Here is a 19,913-nt window from a genome sequence, read left to right on the forward strand (position 1 = left end):
AGCCTCTGAGCAGCACATCGGAACCTTTTATTAGGGGATAGTGTGACGGGAGCTCCCGTTATAGGGCTATGGTATAAGCATGAAATAAAATGCAGTACCTGATAAGGTTAATATGGCGACATATTAACAAACTAGGGTGGCACCGCGATGATAAATCTCGTCCCTAAGACTAAAAGTCTTGGGGGTGGGATTTTTTTATTGTTTCAAAACAATTTGGAAAGCGGGGGCCTAAAATGAAAAACTTACTTAAAGATTGGAAATATCCTTTATTACTACTGTCTGGAGTTGGTATTGCGAATTTAGGGGCATGGATTTACTTAATAGCACTGAATGTACTTGTCTATAATATGGGAGGGTCAGCCTTAGCTGTCGCTACTTTATATGTAATTAAACCATTAGCCGCTTTATTTACAAACGCATGGTCAGGAAGTATGATTGATCGTTTAAATAAACGGAAGTTAATGATTCACCTCGATATATATCGTGCAGTATTTATCGCTATTTTACCTTTACTTCCATCACTTTGGATAGTTTATGTATTCGTATTCTTTATTAGTATGGCCAATGCAATTTATGAGCCAACTGCAATGACGTATATGACGAAATTAATACCAGTTGAACAAAGACAACGTTTCAACTCATTACGTAGTTTAATAGGCTCTGGTGCTTCTGTAATTGGTCCATCGATAGCGGGAGCATTGTTAATAGCAAGTACATCAGAGTTTGCTATATATATAAATGCTATAGCATTTCTCTTATCAGGAGTAATTACATTGCTGTTACCTAATCTTGATAAAAAATCCGATATTCATACATCAAATGACACGTTATCTTTAGCTGTACTAAAAGAAGATTGGAACATCGTTTTGAATTTTAGTAAAAAATCTTTGTATATCGTTTTTGTGTACTTCTTATTTGAAGGAATGATGGTGTTCGTTGCCGCAAATGATTCACTTGAATTGTCATTTGCGAAAGAAGTTTTATTGTTAACAGATAGTGAATATGGCTTTTTAGTTAGTATCGCTGGAGCTGGGTTTATTTTAGGAGCAATAACAAATACAATTTTATCAAAAAAACTAACACCTTCATTTTTAATTGGAATAGGATCATTTTTCATCGCAATCGGTTATATAATTTATGCTTTTTCAAATGATTTTTTAATGGCTGCAATTGGATTCTTTATTTTATCTTTCTCTATGGCGTATGCAAATACAGGATTTAACACCTTTTATCAAAATAATGTCCCTGTCCATATCATGGGACGAATTGGGAGTATATATGGGCTTGTGATTGCGGGCAACACCATTTTAATTACGATTCTATTCGGAGTTGCCACTCAATTTATTTCTATACAACTTGTCGTTATTGTAGGGTCATTAGTAATGCTACTTGTAACTATCATATTGTGTGTATTTACTTTATTGCCATCACAGTCTAAAGTGCATTCCTCTGAGTCAATTAATTCAAAATAGTTCTCTTGGTTTTGATTTACTGTATTCAATAGAAGGGTTCACCCTCCTATATATGGAAATGTTAGAAGTGTGAACAATATTGATAAACGAGGGTGGTTTTTGTAATGAAAACAAAGGATCAAATAGACAGCATTGTAAAAGAAATACATCTGCATATAGATTTCTCTGGGGTAATTTTAGTGAAAGAAGAAAAAGGCTTAGTCTATGAAGAGGCGTTTGGTTACGCAAATCGAAATGAATGTATAAATAATATGCTACAAACAAGGTTTGGAATTGCCTCTGGTTGTAAAATATTCACTGCTATCGGTATCTGTCAACTTGTTGAAAAAGGTGTAATTACTTTTCAAACAAAGTTAAAAGAGTGTTTAAGTATTAAATTTCCAAACTTCAATGAAGAGATTACAATACATCACCTTTTGACGCATAGTTCGGGTATTCCGGATTATTTTGATGAAAGTATTATGGATAACTTTGAGGATCTTTGGAAAAAAACTTCTATGTATCTTTTAAAAAATTTAAAAGACTTTTTACCACTATTTCAAGACAGAGATATGAAGTTTGTACCAGGAAGTAAGTTTCACTACAACAATGCAGGGTTTATCATACTTGGATTAATTATAGAAGAACAGACAGGACTTACATTTACGGAGTATATAGAAAAAAGTATATTTAATCCCATTGGTATGAATGATTCTGGCTATTTTTCTTTAGATAAATTACCAAGACAGACAGCTATCGGATATATAAAAGATGAAATAAACCAAAATTGGAGAACAAACGCCTACTCTATACCAATAATAGGAGGTTCTGATGGTGGAGCTTTTATTACTGCGCCAGACATGCTGAAGTTCTGGGAAGCGTTATTTAACTATGAAATCATAAGCCAAGAATATACAAACATACTTTTAACTTCTCACATTCAAGTAAATAAAAATCAGTATTACGGATATGGAATGTGGATTGAAACAAGAGGAAATGAAATATTTAAATATCATGTAATGGGATATGATCCAGGCGTCAGTTTTCGCTCGGCCGTATATCCAGACCTAGGAATTACAGTAGTTATTCCGTCAAATAAAGGAGCGGGTCCTGAAAAGATAATGAAAGAATTAGAAAACTCTTTTTCATAAGGTTAAAAGAGTTTATGAACGCATTGTTTATGCAAAAACTGATGGGAAATCACATTCTATATTTTATAATTTTTATTAGCTAGTTTATTTAAAGTATGGAATGAAAAGAAGCGAATATAATTTTCAAAAGTAAACAAGTAAATAGGAGGAATCTAAATGGATATTCTATTTGTTATTCTACTTGTTGTTTTTATAATGATATTAATGCAAGGTAAAGAATATAAAGTGAATATTAATCGTATTTGGTTCATTCCGACTTTGCTGTGCTTTGCGACAATCCAGTCTATTATTCATATGGGACAATTAACTATATTGAAAGTATTACTATTCGTTGTAATGCTGGGGATTGGATTGGGCCTTGGAATGATTAGGGGAAAAGTTTTAACATTTCGATTAGATAGTGAAACAGGTCATGTATTTCGAAAAGGAAATTGGTTAAGTGCAATTATTCTACTTGCCATTCTAGGTACGAAGGTTTTGATTAAACAAAGTATGTTTTCTGGCAGTACTCACAACACATTAATGGTTGTAACGAATGCCTTTTTATGCATTACATTAGGTACAGTAATAAGTAGACGATATTATTTTTGGAAAAAATATAATGAGTTAATACAAAAAATGTAAATACATGTATCCCTTGTTTAACAATGCTGTGAACGGTAATACTGAATAACATTGAACTTTTACGACAAGGGATGATAATATGATATTCATTTACACAGATTTCGGCGGAACACATTCAACTGCACTCGCTGCAGCTTATCATTTAAATAAATTACCAACTGATCGTAAGTTAACGAAAGAAGAAATTTTGAATGTAGATTACTTTAATAAATTGAAAACAGAAGATATGGGGAAAATTATTTTTCATGGAATAGATGAAAATGGTAATCCGGTTTATACAATTGGATGCGGTGCATCAAAAATCGTTGTACCTGCGATGAAGCATTTAGGAGAGATTCTGCAAAAACATTATCAAAGTCATGAAAAGATTATTTTTTCTAATACATCACCAACAGTGCCTTTACCAATGACTTTTGGCGGTCTGTTTTCTAGAAGATTTCATATTGACTTTATTGGTGTACCACTACTTGTATGGGGAGCAAAACTTAGTTGTGATAATGTACAAAGACTTGTTAATTATACGAAAGAAGCCGGACGATTAACAAATGATTATGTTGTGATTTTAGATAATGAAACTTTTAAATAATGTATGATAAAAAGAAAATCGAGCAAATTTCTTGATTTTCTTTTTAATTTGTGAAAAAGACAAGAAATATTCACATTTATCATCTATCTACTATAGCCAAAACAATAAAGTCCTGTTACTATTACAGGGATATTCTCTTTTCGTAACGTAAATATATAGAAAAGTCAGAAAAGAGGAATTGAATTAAGGGAGGAACAACATGAAGCGTGTTGCTTGGATTACTGATAGTACAACTGCGAGTTTTACAACAGAAGGAGATAACTTTGTTATCCCAATTGAAGTTATTATTGATGGTGTGTCGTACAAAGATTGTGAAGAAGGTGTGCGTGAGCGCGTCTATAATGCGTTAAACGAAGGTAAAACTGTCACTACATCACAGCCTAACATAGGGGAAATGGTAGAGTTATTTTCGAAATGCAAAGAAGAATATGAAGAGGGATTTGCAGTTGCTATTAGCGGAAAAGTAAGTGGAACTTATCAAAACATGAAGTTAGCTGCAGACATGGCAGGTTTCCCATTAACGGTATTGGATAGTGAAACAACAAGTTATCCAATGGATGAATTAATTAGAAAAGCGAAATCGTTATACAATGATGGTATGACGTTACAAGATATACACAAAACATTAGTAGATGAAAAAAGAAGACCTTATTATGTATTCCCGAAAAGTTTAAAAGGTCTTTACGCAAGTGGACGTGTAAAGGGAGTTCAATTTTTACTTGGAAGTTTATTAAGTGTCAACTTAATATTAGAAGTAAAAGGTGGAGAGCTTTTACTTGAAAAGAAAGTTCGCAAAATCCAAAAATGTCGAGAATACATTAAAAATGAACTTGAAAAAGAATTACCAAAAGTACTTCATATGTTCCATGCTAATGATAAAGATGGAGCTGAAGAATGGATTTCAGATATTAGACAAGCATTCCCTGAAATGGATTTCAAATTATATCCATTACCAATTTCATTTGCGGTTCATGCAGGTGAAGGTACAATAGCAATTAGTTATTAAGAGGAAAACCCGTGAATGATTCGCGGGTTTTTTTATTTAATTAAATTGAAAATGGAGGTATATTACGTCGCCATCAAGCAAAAAGTCTCATTTTATTGTTTTTAGGAGCAACCAATTCCTCAACTTGATTTCAAATTAAAAATATAAACCTTTGCCTACTGGCTGAACAGTTTCGAGTACAGTATCGACCATTTCTTCATTGATTAGGGTTCTTATAATCCAAGCTGAGAGATCTTGAGCAGCAAAACATCCTGCAGCAGTAGAGATATTTCCTTCGTTTACGAAACTTTGTTCAATAACATCTACATCGAATTCTTTAAGCTGTTCTACTACGGATGGATATGTAGTCGCTTTTTTACCTGTTAGCAATTTTTTAGCTCCTAGTAGTAATGAACCAGAACACATAGATCCTATTAATTGTCTTTGAGGATCTACATGAATGCTATTAATATATTCTTGATTTTTATATAAATCTTGTACCCCCTTACCGCTTGCAAATATTACTGCGTCAGCAGTAGGAATATCAGATATGCATCCTGTCATAGGAATACGTAATCCAGACATGGATATATGAGTTTTTTCCGTTCCTAATAGTTGAACGTTCCAATCAGAAACACCGCCAACTAGACGTACACGATTTAATAAATCCCATGGTAAAAAAACATCTATATCAGTAAAGTTATCGAAACAGACTATTGCAATTTTCATTTTCTAATCCCTCATTCCGTATGTATGTCCCCTTATTTAGAATATAAACTTCTCCTTTTTATGTTCTATATTAAGTTATAAATTCCTGTATATTTCATGCGTATGAAAGAGATGTTAGCGGTTTTTTAACTTCTCTAAACATAAAAAGCAATAAAAGTTTTTTCTCGTTTTCTATCAATTTGTTGTACACAACTAAGAACTGTAGCAATAACTCGCAAGGTATTTGGATATGAAAATCTTTTAAATTCTTGAGGGTTTACTTTTTCAGTAAGTGCCTTGAAAAGGATTATACACCTATAAAATAAGTGGCATTTAAATATCCCATACCTAACGTAAATAATGTTGTTTCGAAAGTTTAAAGGGTTTTTAAATATAAAAATAGAAATCTATATAAAAAAATATATAAATGGTAGTGATGCTATGAAAATAGGTAAATTTGTAGAATTAAATAACATTAGTATAGATACAATTAGACATTATATGGATCTCGGCCTCATTATTCCTGAAAGAAAGGGATCGCATTATTTTTTTGATGAGTATTGTCAAACAGATTTAGAACTTATATTACATTACAAAGATCTAGGGTTTAGCTTGAATGAAATTAAAAAACTATTTTTTTATAAAAATTTAGCGAAATCTATGAATTACGAAAAAGATACTTTTTACCAATCTTTATTTAAATTGAAATATGACCAGATGGAACAGGAAATAGAGATTTTGGAAAAGAAACGGGATAAATTAAAGGAAGCGTTACATGATTTATTGTTAACAAATGAAATTTCGAATTCAATTATAGGGATAGATTTAAGTGTACTTCATTTGCTTACATGTTCTAAGTGTAGCAAAAAACTAATTCTTCAAGATGGAATTATTAATAACAACCAAATTACTGAGGGGAAGTTAATTTGTAATTGTGGTGAAGAATACATTATTACTTCAGGAATTATAACTGCTAGTAAATCATTTAAAGCAAATGAGCAAACGTCACTTGAAGATACTATTTCGGATTATATTCATGAAACAGATAATGCGTATTTGGAAAATATGCATAGGGAAGGGGAATGGGCGAAAAAGAAACTAATACATTTAAATTTAAATAACAAATTAATACTGGATTTAGGATCGGGACTTGGATTCTTTTTGAGAAACATTTATGAAGAACTGCCCGAAAATTGCCTATACATTGCAGTGGATCGAGATTTAAATAAACTTTTATTTTTAAAAGATGTATTAGCGAGAAGAAATCCGAAAAGAAACATTCTCTTTATCTGTGCTGATTTTTTGAATATCCCTATTCAGGATAGGTCTGTTGATATTGTAATTGATCATTCTGGTACGAGCAATTATAGTTTTGACCATGAGAATTTTTTACTTCACGAATTAAATCCGCTTTTTAAAACGGATTGTTATTTATTAAGTTTATTTATTTTATTTAAAAATTTCAGCTCAAATAGCCAAATTACAAATAACTTTCGAGCAAATTTTACACTTTCAAAAGTAACGAAAGAAATCCAAAATTTACACTTTCAATCCATTGATGAAAGTACTTCAATTTATTTGAAACGAGGAGGAAAGTACGAGGATTTCTTTGTTCAAGGAGAAGAAATTTATACATATTCATTTTTCGGAAAAAGATGGGGTTAACCCCATCTTTTATTTGTTTTCCCTTAAAACTTTTCAAATAGTACATATTGCTATTGGGTTGACCCAAGAACTTACAATGTACGTAACACAAAGTTAGGCAGGGGGGAAAGTGATGGGAAGTTTACGATTATATATAGAAAATAAAAAAAGAAACCAAGAACTAAGAAATATTTGTTTATATTCAATTGCAAAAACAGTATCAATATTCGGTAGCTCTATGTATAGTTTCGCGCTAGGATTATATGTTTTACAAATAACTGGATCTGCGTTAAATTTCGCGATTACGCTCATATTAGGAACGATTCCAATGATTGTTATGAATCCATTTGCCGGTGTAATTGCTGATAAAGTTAATAAAAAGAAACTCGTCGTTTGTATGGATTTACTAAGTGGGTGCTTATTAATAACTGTTTATATATTAAGCAGCTATTATGGATTAAACTTATTCATCATTTATACTACAACCTTTCTTATGACCGTGTTTACAACCTTTTTTGGAATAGGATTAGAAGCTGCAAAACCAAATATCGTCTCTAAAGAGAGGCTTATGAGTATTAATTCTATAAGTAAAATTATCGATTCTGTATCTTTAATTCTCGGCCCTATGTTAGGTGGCATCGTTTTTTCAGTATTTAATATTAAGACTTTTATAATTATAAACGGTATTTCTTTTATTCTTTCAGGGATAGCATTACTATTTATTCATTTTAAACTGTTCGAGTACAACATAAATGAGGAAAATTCAAAAAGAGGAGTTAATTTTATTATAGATATAAAAGAGGGGTTTTCTTACTTACTTGAAAAGGAAAGCTTAAAGAATACGTTTCATATTTTAATTTCGTTTAATTTCTTCTTAGGCTTTGCTGTAACTGTTCCATTGCCATACATTATTAACACAGTACTCAATCTTGGTTCTAAGCAATTTGGTATCATTCAAGGGACTTTTCCAGTAGGGATGATAATTGGTGCAATTGTAGTAAAAAAGATAATTGATCGTTTTTCTTACTCTTATCTTTTGAAAAAGCTAAGTTCTATGTTGGCAGTTTGTATGATTATTTTAGGGATTCCAGTTTTATTCAAAAGTTTTGAAGTGAATGATTTAGTATTCGTTATTACATATTGTGTTGTTATGATCTTTTTAGGGTTTATTATAGCGCTAATTGATATTCCTTTAATTTATTTCATGCAAAATGAGATTCCCGATGAATACAGGGGAAGGGTTCTCAGCATTGGATTAAGTATAGGTAAAATGATGCTTCCTATAGCAATGGCACTATCCGGTCTATTATTAAATTATATCCCAGCCTACACCATTCCAATTGTAGGTGGATTCTTATATTTAATAGTAATTAAAGTTTCATCAAATCGTTTCATATTAGAGGTTCATTCAAAAGATTATAGTGCTTAGTAGATTCTTAGCTGATTTATAGAATGGATATTGCTACATCTTTCAAGGCAAGAAAAGCGAATACTATAAAACGAAAAATGGACTGATTTCCTATGGACAATGTTGAAGAGATTACACATTGGTTTTAGGGGGCTAAATACAATAAGAAAATTTAGCTTTATGGATTGACCTTCCACCTACAGGAAGCAGTATATTTAAAACATTAATAACAGGAGGTGAGTGGTATGCTTTCAATTGGGGAGTTCTCAAAAATATCTCATCTTACAATGAAGACGCTGCGCTACTATGATGAAATTGGGCTTTTAAAACCTGATTTCATAGATGATAAGAATGGCTATCGCTACTATAATATTTCCCAATTAGAAACAGCTTTATTGATTACACGATTAAAAACTTATTTATTTTCGCTGGAAGAAATTAAGGATATTTTAGCAAAGTGGGAGAATACTGAGTTGCTCAACTCTAAAATGAAAGCCAAACAAGAAAAACTAAAACAACAGATTACATTTTATTCTTCTTTATTAAATAAATTAAAGTTTGATATTCAACAATTAGATGAAGAGGAAAGTATCATGGATTACTTAAATCACATTGAGATTAATCTTGTAAATCACTTAACCTATCATATAGTATCTCAGCGAAAACGAATAAATATCGCTGATTTCCTAACACACTTTAATGGGTTGTTTAGTAAAATTTTATTTGAAAATTTATCGCCTATTGCAAAACCACTTGCTATATTCCATAGTTCAGAATATGTCCCTGAAAATTATGATGTAGAAATTGCGATTCCTCTTGCAAAAGCCACAAATAAAACAAAAGTGTTTCATCCCGGACTTTGCGCAATGGCTATGCTTAATGGATCTTACGATGAATTGCCTTCTATTCATACAAAGCTACATGTTTGGGTTAAAGAAAATAACTATAAACTGAATGGCGCTCCGTTTGAAGTTTATAAAACGAACCCTTATAGCACAGCGAAGGAGAATAATATTATAGAAGTATATTTTCCTATAAAATGAATAAAGGAAGGGATGTATCAAAATGTATGGTATAAACCGGCCAACGATAAAAGAAAAAATCTTGATTGTAGTTGCTGAGATTATTTATTTAATCATTGCATATTACTTACTTTTCATTACTTATTTTAACCCAGTCATTTCAATAGGGCTTTTTATAGCTTTAATTATTACCGCTTTACGATTAACAGCTATGATGTTTATATGGTTGCCTAGAGGGATTGCATGGCAAGAAGCCATTATGAACAGTATTGCTTTTGGAATATATTATGTAGGTTTTCCAATCTTAATGATTACTAGTAATCAGGATTCAAACTTAACAGTTCTTATTATAGGCTGGACATTGTTTTTAGGAGGAAGTATATTAAACACAGTTTCAGAGTTACTTAGAAAATCTTTTAAAGACAATCCTATAAATCAAGGTAAGCTATATACAGGCGGTTTATTTAAATATGCGATTCATATTAATTATCTTGGGGATTGCATTTGGGTACTTGGTTTAGCGTTAATCTCTAGTAACATGTATAGTTTATTTATCCCGCTAAGCCTATTCTTAGTATTTATTTTTGACTATATTCCAAAATCTGATGTTTACTTACAAAACAAGTACAGGGAACAATTTACAGTTTATAAACAGAAAACAAAAAAACTAATACCGTTTATTTGGTAAATCAGCTTCATAAATTATAATAAGCGCAGGATAATCATCCTGCGCTTATCTATCGTAGTTCAGCTGTCTTTCTAATAACAATCTTATCAATATCATCTTCTTCATCACCGATAAATAAACCGCGTTCTTTTAAATACGCCTCAAAATATAAATCTGCTTCTGCACGTTCATCGTATGGTTTTACAGATAGAACGAAACCTAATTTATTTTGTTCCTCTAAATGAGAAGTGGAGATGTAGGCCGGTACATTGTGGCGTAAAAAGAGTTCTTTAACCGGAATAATCATATCTTTCATTAATTTCGTTAACATACTCATTTCAAACTCGAAATTAAAGCGATCTATGCTACATAAATCAGCGAATACTACACCGATAAAACCTGTATTAAATACTTCTTGATATTCTACTTCTTCGTTACCGTAAAAATTCTTTTCGATTAAATAATTTATAAAGTAAGAAACACCGTCACTTTGTTCAAATGGTTTCGTTGAAAGAACAAAACCGATTTTCTTTTGTTTATGTAAATACACACATGACATGTATGCTGAAATGTTATGTTCTTTAAATAGAGAACTTGTTGCTCCAGAGAGGCCATCAAGTACGTGATGAACAATTTGAAGTTTTTTACGAGCGAAATAATAGGATTTCTTTTGTAACTCCAATGTATCAATAAAGACAGAGCCGATAAAGCCTGTATTTGAAATAATAGGTGTTTGCTTTTTTCTTCCTCTGCGCTTTGCTTGAGCCATTGTAAAAATCATCCCTTCATGTACAATTAAAATAAAAAGAACGTTTGTTCGTATATTTATATTTTACTATTAAAACGCTCTAAAGTAAAGGGTTTTTGATGAAAAAATAACAAAAAAGACACCTATAAAAGGTGCCTTAAACGCTGTAGGGAAGAGGGTTCATCCCAACTATTTATATTATGATACAGAAACGATCTCTTCTGTATCTTCTACATCTAAATGACAGTCCATAGTACGAACATCTTGATCTTCATGACTTCCGAAATAAATAGTAATTTTCATATGTATCGCTCCTTTATTCTAGGAATACCTAAAATAATTACTAGTAATGTTACTGTTTATTATATACCACTTTTTTCATTCCGACAACGTTATATCATTTTTAATTCTTTTAGGGAAAAAAAGAGTAATGTATAGAGATATTTTTATAGAAATAGATACATTTCTTATGTGTTATATTTAATACTGAAGAATTCGAAAATGAATTTTTATGAAAGGAGAAAAATGAATGAATTATAAACAGTTACTAATAGATAACTTCACATATAAAACCTCATATATTGCGCGGCAGTTACATGGAATGAATGTAAAAGAATCGAAGGATTACATTGCTGTGGACTGTGGTTTACCGGCAGATACATTTAATATCATTACTATACTAAACAATAATTTAACGGAAGGTATTGAGAAACTATATAAAGTGGTAAACAACTATAATCAAAAGAAACTTCCAATGAGTGTTTGGTTTTGGGATGATAGGCATGTACAGACTATAAAAAGCGAATTAATAAAACTTGGCTTAAAAGAAGCAGAACAAAATATCGCGATGGTAGCAGACTTACAAACAATTCATCCGACAATAAACATGCCAGAAGGTTTTACGATACAAAAATCATCTTCGTCAGGACAAATTAAAAAGTTTGGGGAAACATTAGCTAATCTATTTGGTACATCAGAGGAAGGTACACATGTACAAGCGTTCTACAATCAAACTGCTTCTTTCGATTTATGGAATAGTGAACAAATGAAGCTGTACTTAGGATTTTATAAAGAAGAAGTCGTATCGGTTGGTTCATTAGTATGTACAAAAGATAGTATTGGTATTTATGATATAGCAACTAAAGAAGAAATGAGAGGGCGAGGATTTGGCTCCACTATGTTTAATTACTTGCTACAAGAAGCGAAAGAATTGAAAGTTGCTCAATGCGTATTACAAGCTTCACCTGATGGCATTAATATTTATAAAAAGACTGGTTTTCAATCTGTAGGACAAATGACTGTTTTTGAAAATCGACATTTAATAGAATAAATCATCCAATTCAAATTGCTTTCATGTAGGAGTTAAAACATCATTATGAAGAAAATATATATCAGTACAATCATTTGCACCTTTATAGTAATAGGTACTTTTGTTTTTCATAAAGTAAATGAACTTAAGTACACGAAAGCTATTGATCAATCAAATCATATAAAAAACATTGCACATAGAGGCGCTTCTGCGTATGCGCCGGAACATACAATATCAGCGTATAAATTAGGACAACAATTAAAAGGAGATTATATAGAAATTGATCTCCAAATGACAAAAGACGGACATTTAGTAGCTATGCATGATGAAACAGTAAACCGCACTACAAATGGTACGGGGCTAGTTAAGGAACATACATTAGAAGAAATAAAGCAACTTAATGCAGGTTCTTTTTTTAATGAAAAGCATCCAAGTTTAGCGAAGAAAGAATTTGAAGATGCTAAAGTTCCAGCAATAGAAGAAATTATTGAAACGTTTGGGCATAATGCTAATTATTACATTGAAACAAAATCGCCAGATGAATATCCTGGTATGGAAGAAAAGCTATTAGAAATTATAAAGCACTACGAAATAAGTGATAAAGTTATTATTCAATCATTTAGTGAAGCAAGTCTGCAAAAGATTCATAGTTTAGATGTTAATATACCTCTAGTACAATTACTACCTTACAAAAAGACAGCTCAATTAACTGAATTAGAGATTAAAAATTATAAAACATACTGTATCGGTCTTGGGATGAACTATAAATATATTGATTCAGCTTATGTAAAGAGAATAAAGAGACACGGATTAGAAGTTCATCCATTTACTGTAGATAATCAAACAGATATGAAAAAGCTACTTTTATGGGGAGTTGACGGGATGTTTACGAATTACCCAGATCGTTTACATTCATTATTACAACCTTAAACTATAATGGTGTAATTCTCACTGAATCAATAATACAAATACCCACAAGTATACAAAGATAGTTTGTCATCCAAATGGTAACATCATTGAATACATAGAGCCGATATTGAAATGAAATGCGAAAAAGAATCCAATATTTTTATTGGATTCTTTTTATTTAGCTCTAAGTGACGAACTTAAAGCAATATGAATTTGAATTTGTTAATAAAATATTACATTGAGTATAATTTTTTGTAATTACCATCAGAAAGTAACGAAATTGTAATGAATTTTAACTACGCTTTTTATATTTTTTTGATACACTGGCTACGAGAGGAATACCAATTAATGTAGGTAAAAACCAAAACCATATAGGCGGCAATAAATTAATTATGGGAATATGAATACCGACGTTTACTAAAAGTGCGGTAACGGCACCTATATAAGAACCTAACATACCTCTAATATGGTGATGGAGCCAATTTTTCCAACGTTTTTTTCGTGCGAGGTATCCATATAACGCAAATGAATAAGATAAAATCGCTACATAAAATAAATATGCGATTTTATCCCAGTTTATAATGGATAATATAATTGCAGTAACGGTGATCACAACATAGGATGCATGGTATATTTCACCCCATTCCGTATGTTTTCCTTTCTTCTTTTGAGCAACCATCGCTACAATACCGGTTATTAAACATATCGTTCCAAATAATATGTGGATGGTTAAAAGAATATTGAAAATGCTCATAATAATTCCTCCTTTTTTATTTTTATAGTATTGCAGTATAGGAGAAAAGTTGAAACATATTGTTTATTCACCTTAATATACTGAAATGAAGGTACTCCTAGAACAAATTTAAACGGACAAATTTTTCTTGAATTTAGTGAGTCACGTATTACGTGAAATGAAGGAGAGACTTCCATGTTTACATCTATTACATATTTACAATCTGGGAATGACAAGCAACAAAAAGTGTATGATGTTTTGAATAAATTAAACATTATGGAGGATTTAACTTTGTATAGTCCGGTTCTTTGCGGGACAATTCCTATTAGAATTGATACTATTCAATCTGACTTAGATATTGTAATGGAAGTACATAACTTTGATGTTTTTGAACAGGAAATGAGATCTTTATACGGTTCTTATAAAGGATTCAAAATAAAAAAGAAAAAAATTAAAACTACAGAATCGATAAAGGTAAATTTTGAGTTTGAAGGTTTTGAATTTGAATTATTTGCTCAGCCTAAGCCAGTACGTAACCAAAATGCATATAGACATATGATAGTAGAGCACATGTTATTAATGCAGCATCCCTATATAAGGGAAGAAATTCTTCGCTTAAAAGAGAACGGTTTAAAAACAGAACCTGCTTTTGCTCAAGTATTAAATATTGACGGAGATCCTTATGACGAACTTATTTTATTGGGACAGGAAATGAGATTGTGGTAAATTGGATACAAAAAAACTCCTCTATAAATAAAAGAGGAGTTTTTTTATGCCATCAGTTTACGGATTAATTCACTCAACAATTTAACCCCATAATTAATTTGCTCCGTAGAAGCATATCCATATGATAAACGAATGTACCGATCTGATTCTTCTTCATATATACGTCCTGGATTTAAAAGAATTCCTTTTGACAGTGCCTCTGAAAATAATTTCTTCATCGGAATGCTAGGTACAACCTTTAGCCATATAAATAATCCACCACTAGGAATGTCCCACGATGCAACATCAGCGCAGTACTTATTTAAAGCTCGTATCATGATTTGTCTTCGTTCTTTTAATTGAATTCTTACGTTTGCAACATGTTCTTCATAAAAACCTTTATTTATCCATTCAGCAGCAACTCTTTGAGATAAAGAGCTCGATCCATAGTCTGTTTGCATTTTTATATCTGACAATCTATCAATTACAGGTTCTGGTCCAATAATCCATCCAATTCTAAGTCCTGGGCTAAGTGTTTTAGAAAGACTACCAACATATAATACATGTCCATATTTATCTATCGACTTTAAAGGAGCTGGAGGTGGTTCATCAATCCATAACTCTCGGTAAATATCATCTTCAATTATAGGTAACTGTTCCTTTTCACATATTTTTATTATTTCTTTTCTTCGTTCTTGAGACATTAATGCTCCTGTTGGGTTTTGAAAACTAGGGATAGAATATAAAATGTTTTTCTTTTGACTGTATCTAATGCGTTTTAATAATTCGTTAGGTAAAATACCGTGATGATCCATAGATATACCAGATAGATTTATATTTGCTGATTGAAATACATGAAGTGAATATAAGTAAGAAGGTTGTTCAAGTAAAACGGTTGATTCTCTATGTAAAAGACCAATTGATATTAATTGGAGTGCTTGTAATGCACCAGAGACGATTAATATAGAACTGGCTGATGTATGTATTCCGAATGATTTTACGTATTTACTAATTGCTTCACGTAACGGCAAAAAACCTTTTTGTTCTTCGTATCCAAAATAATCTATTTCGTCACTTACGCTTTTCATAATGGACTGCATAGTTTCTAGCGGGAAAAGTTGAGGCGCAAGTTCACCTTTACTAAGATGGATAAGTTCTTTATTTGCTTCTGCTTCATTGATTTCTCGAACCATTAACTTGCTAGGTTTGTGAATACCAGCTTTTACATATTCACTCCAATCAGGCGGGGGATTCGTCGCTAATAATGACCATGTATTATTTGTTACAATTGTTCCTGCTCCAATTTTCCCTTGAATCAATCCATCTGCCATAAGTTCATCTAGCGCAGTTATTACAGTACTTCGATTTACATGAAATAATTTGGCTAACTGCCGTTGACTAGGAATCTTACTTCCAATAGGCCATTCTCCGTTTTCAATTTTTTCTTTCATATAGTCTACTATCTGCCGATACTTAGGCAGTTTTTTATTAGTTGTCATAAAAAAACTCCCTCGTTCACTTTATAAATGCCAAGTGGTTGGTTTTTACGATAAATAACTGGTTGAAGACATTGTAACAACTATTAAATATGATGAAAAGAAATAATTGGTAATTATAAAGTGGTTGGTTTGAAGGGGGAGAAAAAACATGAATTATAAAAAATGGGACTTTCGGATTATTTGTGCTCATGCTTTTACGATTTTAATATGGGGGACTGCCTTTCCAGCAATTCGTATGGGGCTCGAATCTTATACACCTGAGCACCTTACTTTACTACGTTTATTAATCGCTTCATTTATTCTTCTGTTGTTTTCTTTTATATACAAGTTACGACTGCCGGATTTAAAGGATATCCCAGTGATTTTTATATTTGGTGCTTTAGGGTTTACTATTTATCACATTGCATTAAACTACGGTGAAAAAACAGTAAATGCTGGATCTGCAAGTTTAATTGTTTCAGTCACACCTATAGTAACGGCAATTTTTGCTTCTGTTTTTTTGAAAGAAAAAATGAAATTAAATAGTTGGATTGGTGGTGTAATTAGTTTTATAGGAATTGCTTTCATATCATTTAGTCAAGGAGATGCAATTCAATTGAATAGTGGGGGATTATTTATATTATTAGCAGCGATTTCAGAAAGCCTATTTTTTGTTTTCCAAACTTCTTACTTAAAAAAGTATGGCTTCTTGCCATTTACAATATATACAATTTTATCTAGCACTGTATGTATGCTTATTTTCTTACCGGGAATTTATACAGAAATACTAGCAGCTCCTCTTGTAGTGAATGTAAGTGTTATATATTTAGGCTTATTTCCAACAGTACTCCCATATATCGCATTAGCTTATATCATATCTCATGCTGGTGCTACGGAGGCAACAAGCTCTCTATATTTAACCCCAGTAACTGCATGTTTTATTGCTTGGATATGGTTAGGTGAAATACCGACTTTTGTTTCGATAATTGGCGGGGGAATTACTATACTTGGAGTTTTAATTGCACATGTATCATTCAAGAAAGAAATGCAAAGCAAAGAGTACTGTAATACAGCAAAGTAGCTTTTATTTTGTGATAACAATTTAGCACATATCGTAACCAATTAACTTTAGAAATCGAAACAGGGATTTATTTCAATACGTTGAATATATAAATACATTCTCTAAATAAAGGAGCTCAAAATATTGAATGTCCAGTTAAAGGTTGTTACGAGAGAGAATTGGGAAGATGCCTTGAAGCTACAAGTTAAAGAAAATCAGACGAAATTTGTTCCATCTGTACCAGTGTCACTTGCTAAAGTGTATATAAAACCAGATGGTGACAATGTGGAGTACATACCATTTGCGATATACGATGGCGATCTAATGGTTGGTTTTATTATGCATGCTGTTATAAGAGAAACAACTGATATGTATTGGATAAATGGATTTATTATCGATCAAAAGCAGCAAGGTAATGGTTATGGTAAAGCGGCATTACAAGAAAGTATTTCCTTAATAAAAAATACATGTAAGGCGTGTAAAGAAATTAGATTAACAGTACATAAAGATAATGTCTTTGCAAAGAAACTATATGAACGTTACGGTTTTCAACCATTGGGACATGAATATGATGGTGAGCAAGTATATCGTTTGTTCGTTTAAGTATTACGAAGTAAAGATGTGAAATGAAAGATGCAATTAAATGACTGGGAGGATTAACAATTGAAAAATAAATTTCATCATATTGTACGAGCTGTTATGTTAAAGGATAATAAATTATTATTGGCTGAATATATTGGTCATCATTATTTTTTACCAGGTGGTCATGTTGAAGTTGGCGAATCAGCTGAGAAAGCATTAATTAGAGAACTACGAGAAGAACTCGGAGTAAACTGTAGTATAAAACAATTTTTAGGAGTCATAGAAAACCAATGGGAAGACCGAGAAGTTCTTCATTATGAAATCAATCACATTTTTGAAGTAGATTCGCAAGAGTTACATATTGATTTCATACCAAAATCTAAAGAATCTCATTTAGCGTTTCACTGGATAGATTATAATCAAGAAGCTTTACATACGTATAAAATCATGCCAGCGCCTTCAGTTAAAGAGTTACTTGAAAGGAAATTAAGCGATGAACTACTAAACTGTTGGATTAGCAATTTTTAAACACCTCTATTAATAATAAATACGTCCACTGAAAGGAGATTAAGAAAATAGGCTAAAAAACAAGGTACATCACCTAGTGTAAGTTCATATTTTGTTGATGTACGCATTTAGTCTATATCCTTATTTCTACTTTGTTTGCAAAAATATATAAACTTTAACATTGGGACGGAATTTATTTTTATAAATGGAGGGTTTCGTAATGAATCAGTTTCAACAAGAACTACAATCATTGAACCTTAATGATTATCAAACTGGTAACGTTGTGTATTGGGATCAACTACAACAAAGTCAATATCCATACTACTATATTCAAGACGATGCACGTCGTTGCGGCGGATGCGGAGGTTGTGGTGGACGCTGTGGTGGATGTGGCGGCAGATGCGGTGGTTGTGCGGGACGTTGCGGCGGATGTGTAGGCTGTGCTGGATGTTTCAGTTGTTTTAACTGCTGGAACTGGTGGATCATTTAAGTATAGAAAACTAACAATAGTTTACATGAAAGAAAGGTGTAAAGACTATTTTATACTTTTCTTTCGTGCTGTAATTTTTTATTCGTGTTAAGGGGGATTTATTTGTATAAATATGATAAGTTAATTTCTTGGATAGAGAATATAAAAGAAAAAAATCATAGTTCTGCTACAGCACTGTGCATTATAAAAGATAATAAAATTGTACTAGAGCATTATAGTGGCTATCATTCAAATACATCTACAAGTAAAAAAGTAACAGCATCCTCACAATTCAACGTTGCTTCTGCGAGAAAAAGTTATTTAGGTTTAATGGTAGCATTTGCGCTTTACGAGGGGAAAATAAACTCTATTGATGATGAAGCGATACAGTATTTTAAAGACTTTGATTCTGTACTACTTGGTAAAACAACGATAAGACATTTAGTAACTCATTCGCACGGTTTAGGAGAAACGAATGACGGGACGATTTTTCGTGAATTTGAACCTGGACAAGCATGGGCGTATAGAGATATTAATGTAAGAATGATAACACTTCTTATTTATCAACTATATAATAAAAGTTTTCCTGAATTGTTAAAGGAGCGTATATTTGATCTAGCTACCTTCAAAGAAACAGGTTGGAGAATTCAGGAAGATGCAAACTTAGTTAAAGTTGTTAATAATCCAAATGAAGACGCGATTAGTGAAATTGGTACGGTAGATGATGGTACTGAAAAAAATCTATTTGTATCAGCTAGAGAATTTGCGCAGTGGGGCAATCTTCATTTAAACCAAGGTATGATAAATGGTAAACAAATTGTTCCAAAAGAAGTGATAAAGATTGCGACAAGCTTGCAGAGTCCAACATTTGTAAATAAAGAACTACCACAAAACGGGTTGTTTTGGTTCGTTCAAAATGAACCTGCGCTTTCAAGTGAACTTGGTGAACGAGTTCCAAAAGGATCGTATCAAATATTAGGAATTACAGGACCGACTATATTAGTAATGCCTGAATATAATGTAGTTGTTGCGAAAATGTATAATAAAAGATATAACTACGGCGGTGATAATTATTTATATTATTTACGTGAATTTAGTAATTTAGTCGCTGATACATTTCGTAACAGTAATAGGGCATAATTACTCCTATAATGAAAAGGAGTGAGA

21 protein-coding genes and 1 other annotated feature (1 of these 22 cut by a window edge) are annotated in these 19,913 nt (G+C 31.8%); of the genes, 17 read left to right on the forward strand and 4 right to left on the reverse strand.

Features of this window, described 5'->3' with window-relative positions; genetic code table 11:
- Window positions 1-168 (forward strand) — a binding site (T-box leader) (it extends 91 nt beyond the left edge of the window).
- 65 nt (window positions 169-233) lie between these two features.
- The 5 genes from J0835_RS12755 to J0835_RS12775 all read left to right on the forward strand — a co-directional run bounded on the left by J0835_RS12755 (window position 234) and on the right by J0835_RS12775 (window position 4,818).
- On the forward strand, window positions 234-1,472 hold the full coding sequence (locus J0835_RS12755; RefSeq protein WP_087980552.1) for an MFS transporter: 1,239 nt from the start codon (window positions 234-236) through the stop codon (window positions 1,470-1,472).
- Window positions 1,473-1,576: 104 nt separating this feature from the next.
- The gene (locus J0835_RS12760; RefSeq protein ID WP_087980553.1) at window positions 1,577-2,602 is read left to right on the forward strand and encodes a serine hydrolase domain-containing protein; all 1,026 of its coding nucleotides are present in this window, start codon (window positions 1,577-1,579) and stop codon (window positions 2,600-2,602) included.
- 156 nt (window positions 2,603-2,758) lie between these two features.
- Window positions 2,759-3,226 (forward strand): DUF1453 family protein, encoded by a 468-nt coding sequence (locus J0835_RS12765; protein WP_087980554.1) that lies wholly within the window; start codon window positions 2,759-2,761, stop codon window positions 3,224-3,226.
- A 79-nt stretch (window positions 3,227-3,305) separates the two neighbouring features.
- Window positions 3,306-3,812 carry a DUF3189 family protein gene (locus J0835_RS12770; RefSeq protein ID WP_087980555.1) on the forward strand — a complete coding sequence of 169 codons (507 nt, stop codon included), beginning with the start codon at window positions 3,306-3,308 and terminating at the stop codon, window positions 3,810-3,812.
- A gap of 199 nt (window positions 3,813-4,011) precedes the next feature.
- Window positions 4,012-4,818 (forward strand): DegV family protein, encoded by an 807-nt coding sequence (locus J0835_RS12775; protein ID WP_076537974.1) that lies wholly within the window; start codon window positions 4,012-4,014, stop codon window positions 4,816-4,818.
- Between the two features lie 135 nt (window positions 4,819-4,953).
- Here the strand turns inward: J0835_RS12775 and J0835_RS12780 are convergent, their stop codons facing one another.
- Window positions 4,954-5,526, reverse strand: coding sequence for a DJ-1/PfpI family protein (locus J0835_RS12780; RefSeq protein ID WP_087980556.1), 573 nt, complete (start codon window positions 5,524-5,526; stop codon window positions 4,954-4,956).
- A gap of 420 nt (window positions 5,527-5,946) precedes the next feature.
- Here J0835_RS12780 and J0835_RS12785 point away from each other — a divergent pair, with 420 nt between their 5' ends.
- From J0835_RS12785 to J0835_RS12800, 4 genes are all read left to right on the forward strand, one after another.
- Window positions 5,947-7,170 carry a methyltransferase domain-containing protein gene (locus J0835_RS12785; RefSeq protein WP_087980836.1) on the forward strand — a complete coding sequence of 408 codons (1,224 nt, stop codon included), beginning with the start codon at window positions 5,947-5,949 and terminating at the stop codon, window positions 7,168-7,170.
- Between the two features lie 112 nt (window positions 7,171-7,282).
- Window positions 7,283-8,578 (forward strand): MFS transporter, encoded by a 1,296-nt coding sequence (locus J0835_RS12790; RefSeq protein ID WP_087980557.1) that lies wholly within the window; start codon window positions 7,283-7,285, stop codon window positions 8,576-8,578.
- Window positions 8,579-8,802: 224 nt separating this feature from the next.
- Complete coding sequence (locus J0835_RS12795) at window positions 8,803-9,600, forward strand: MerR family transcriptional regulator (protein ID WP_087980558.1); 798 nt, start codon at window positions 8,803-8,805, stop codon at window positions 9,598-9,600.
- A 22-nt stretch (window positions 9,601-9,622) separates the two neighbouring features.
- The gene (locus J0835_RS12800) at window positions 9,623-10,267 is read left to right on the forward strand and encodes a DUF1295 domain-containing protein (RefSeq protein WP_087980559.1); all 645 of its coding nucleotides are present in this window, start codon (window positions 9,623-9,625) and stop codon (window positions 10,265-10,267) included.
- Between the two features lie 49 nt (window positions 10,268-10,316).
- Here the strand turns inward: J0835_RS12800 and J0835_RS12805 are convergent, their stop codons facing one another.
- Window positions 10,317-11,015, reverse strand: a complete 699-nt coding sequence (locus tag J0835_RS12805) for a hypothetical protein (protein ID WP_087980560.1) — start codon at window positions 11,013-11,015, stop codon at window positions 10,317-10,319.
- Between the two features lie 508 nt (window positions 11,016-11,523).
- Between J0835_RS12805 and J0835_RS12810 the strand changes: the two genes are divergently transcribed.
- Together J0835_RS12810 and J0835_RS12815 are read left to right on the forward strand one after the other, a co-directional pair.
- Window positions 11,524-12,324, forward strand: coding sequence for a GNAT family N-acetyltransferase (locus J0835_RS12810; protein ID WP_087980561.1), 801 nt, complete (start codon window positions 11,524-11,526; stop codon window positions 12,322-12,324).
- Between the two features lie 45 nt (window positions 12,325-12,369).
- A complete protein-coding gene (locus tag J0835_RS12815; RefSeq protein ID WP_087980562.1) occupies window positions 12,370-13,233 on the forward strand; it encodes a glycerophosphodiester phosphodiesterase in 864 nt (287 codons plus the stop codon).
- Window positions 13,234-13,504: 271 nt separating this feature from the next.
- Here J0835_RS12815 and J0835_RS12820 read toward each other — a convergent pair whose 3' ends face one another.
- Window positions 13,505-13,966, reverse strand: coding sequence for a DUF2306 domain-containing protein (locus J0835_RS12820; protein WP_087980563.1), 462 nt, complete (start codon window positions 13,964-13,966; stop codon window positions 13,505-13,507).
- A 174-nt stretch (window positions 13,967-14,140) separates the two neighbouring features.
- On the opposite strand from J0835_RS12820, the gene J0835_RS12825 reads away from it, so the two are divergent.
- Window positions 14,141-14,671 carry a DUF4269 domain-containing protein gene (locus J0835_RS12825; RefSeq protein WP_087980564.1) on the forward strand — a complete coding sequence of 177 codons (531 nt, stop codon included), beginning with the start codon at window positions 14,141-14,143 and terminating at the stop codon, window positions 14,669-14,671.
- A 44-nt stretch (window positions 14,672-14,715) separates the two neighbouring features.
- Here the strand turns inward: J0835_RS12825 and norG are convergent, their stop codons facing one another.
- On the reverse strand, window positions 14,716-16,149 hold the full coding sequence (gene norG / locus J0835_RS12830; protein WP_087980565.1) for an efflux pump transcription regulator NorG: 1,434 nt from the start codon (window positions 16,147-16,149) through the stop codon (window positions 14,716-14,718).
- Between the two features lie 148 nt (window positions 16,150-16,297).
- Here norG and J0835_RS12835 point away from each other — a divergent pair, with 148 nt between their 5' ends.
- The 5 genes from J0835_RS12835 to J0835_RS12855 all read left to right on the forward strand — a co-directional run bounded on the left by J0835_RS12835 (window position 16,298) and on the right by J0835_RS12855 (window position 19,886).
- Entirely contained in the window at window positions 16,298-17,209 is a 912-nt protein-coding gene (locus J0835_RS12835) for a DMT family transporter (RefSeq protein WP_087980566.1), read from the forward strand.
- Window positions 17,210-17,332: 123 nt separating this feature from the next.
- Window positions 17,333-17,791, forward strand: coding sequence for a GNAT family N-acetyltransferase (locus J0835_RS12840; protein WP_087980567.1), 459 nt, complete (start codon window positions 17,333-17,335; stop codon window positions 17,789-17,791).
- Between the two features lie 60 nt (window positions 17,792-17,851).
- Window positions 17,852-18,298 carry an NUDIX domain-containing protein gene (locus tag J0835_RS12845; RefSeq protein ID WP_087980568.1) on the forward strand — a complete coding sequence of 149 codons (447 nt, stop codon included), beginning with the start codon at window positions 17,852-17,854 and terminating at the stop codon, window positions 18,296-18,298.
- Between the two features lie 199 nt (window positions 18,299-18,497).
- Window positions 18,498-18,767 carry a heterocycloanthracin/sonorensin family bacteriocin gene (locus J0835_RS12850; RefSeq protein ID WP_140386770.1) on the forward strand — a complete coding sequence of 90 codons (270 nt, stop codon included), beginning with the start codon at window positions 18,498-18,500 and terminating at the stop codon, window positions 18,765-18,767.
- Between the two features lie 102 nt (window positions 18,768-18,869).
- Window positions 18,870-19,886, forward strand: a complete 1,017-nt coding sequence (locus J0835_RS12855) for a serine hydrolase domain-containing protein (protein WP_087980570.1) — start codon at window positions 18,870-18,872, stop codon at window positions 19,884-19,886.
- Window positions 19,887-19,913: the final 27 nt, after the last annotated feature.

Origin of the sequence: Bacillus cereus group sp. Sample62 (assembly GCF_036851315.1) — a bacterium.
In the GTDB taxonomy this organism is placed as follows: Bacteria; Bacillota; Bacilli; order Bacillales; family Bacillaceae_G; genus Bacillus_A; species Bacillus_A wiedmannii.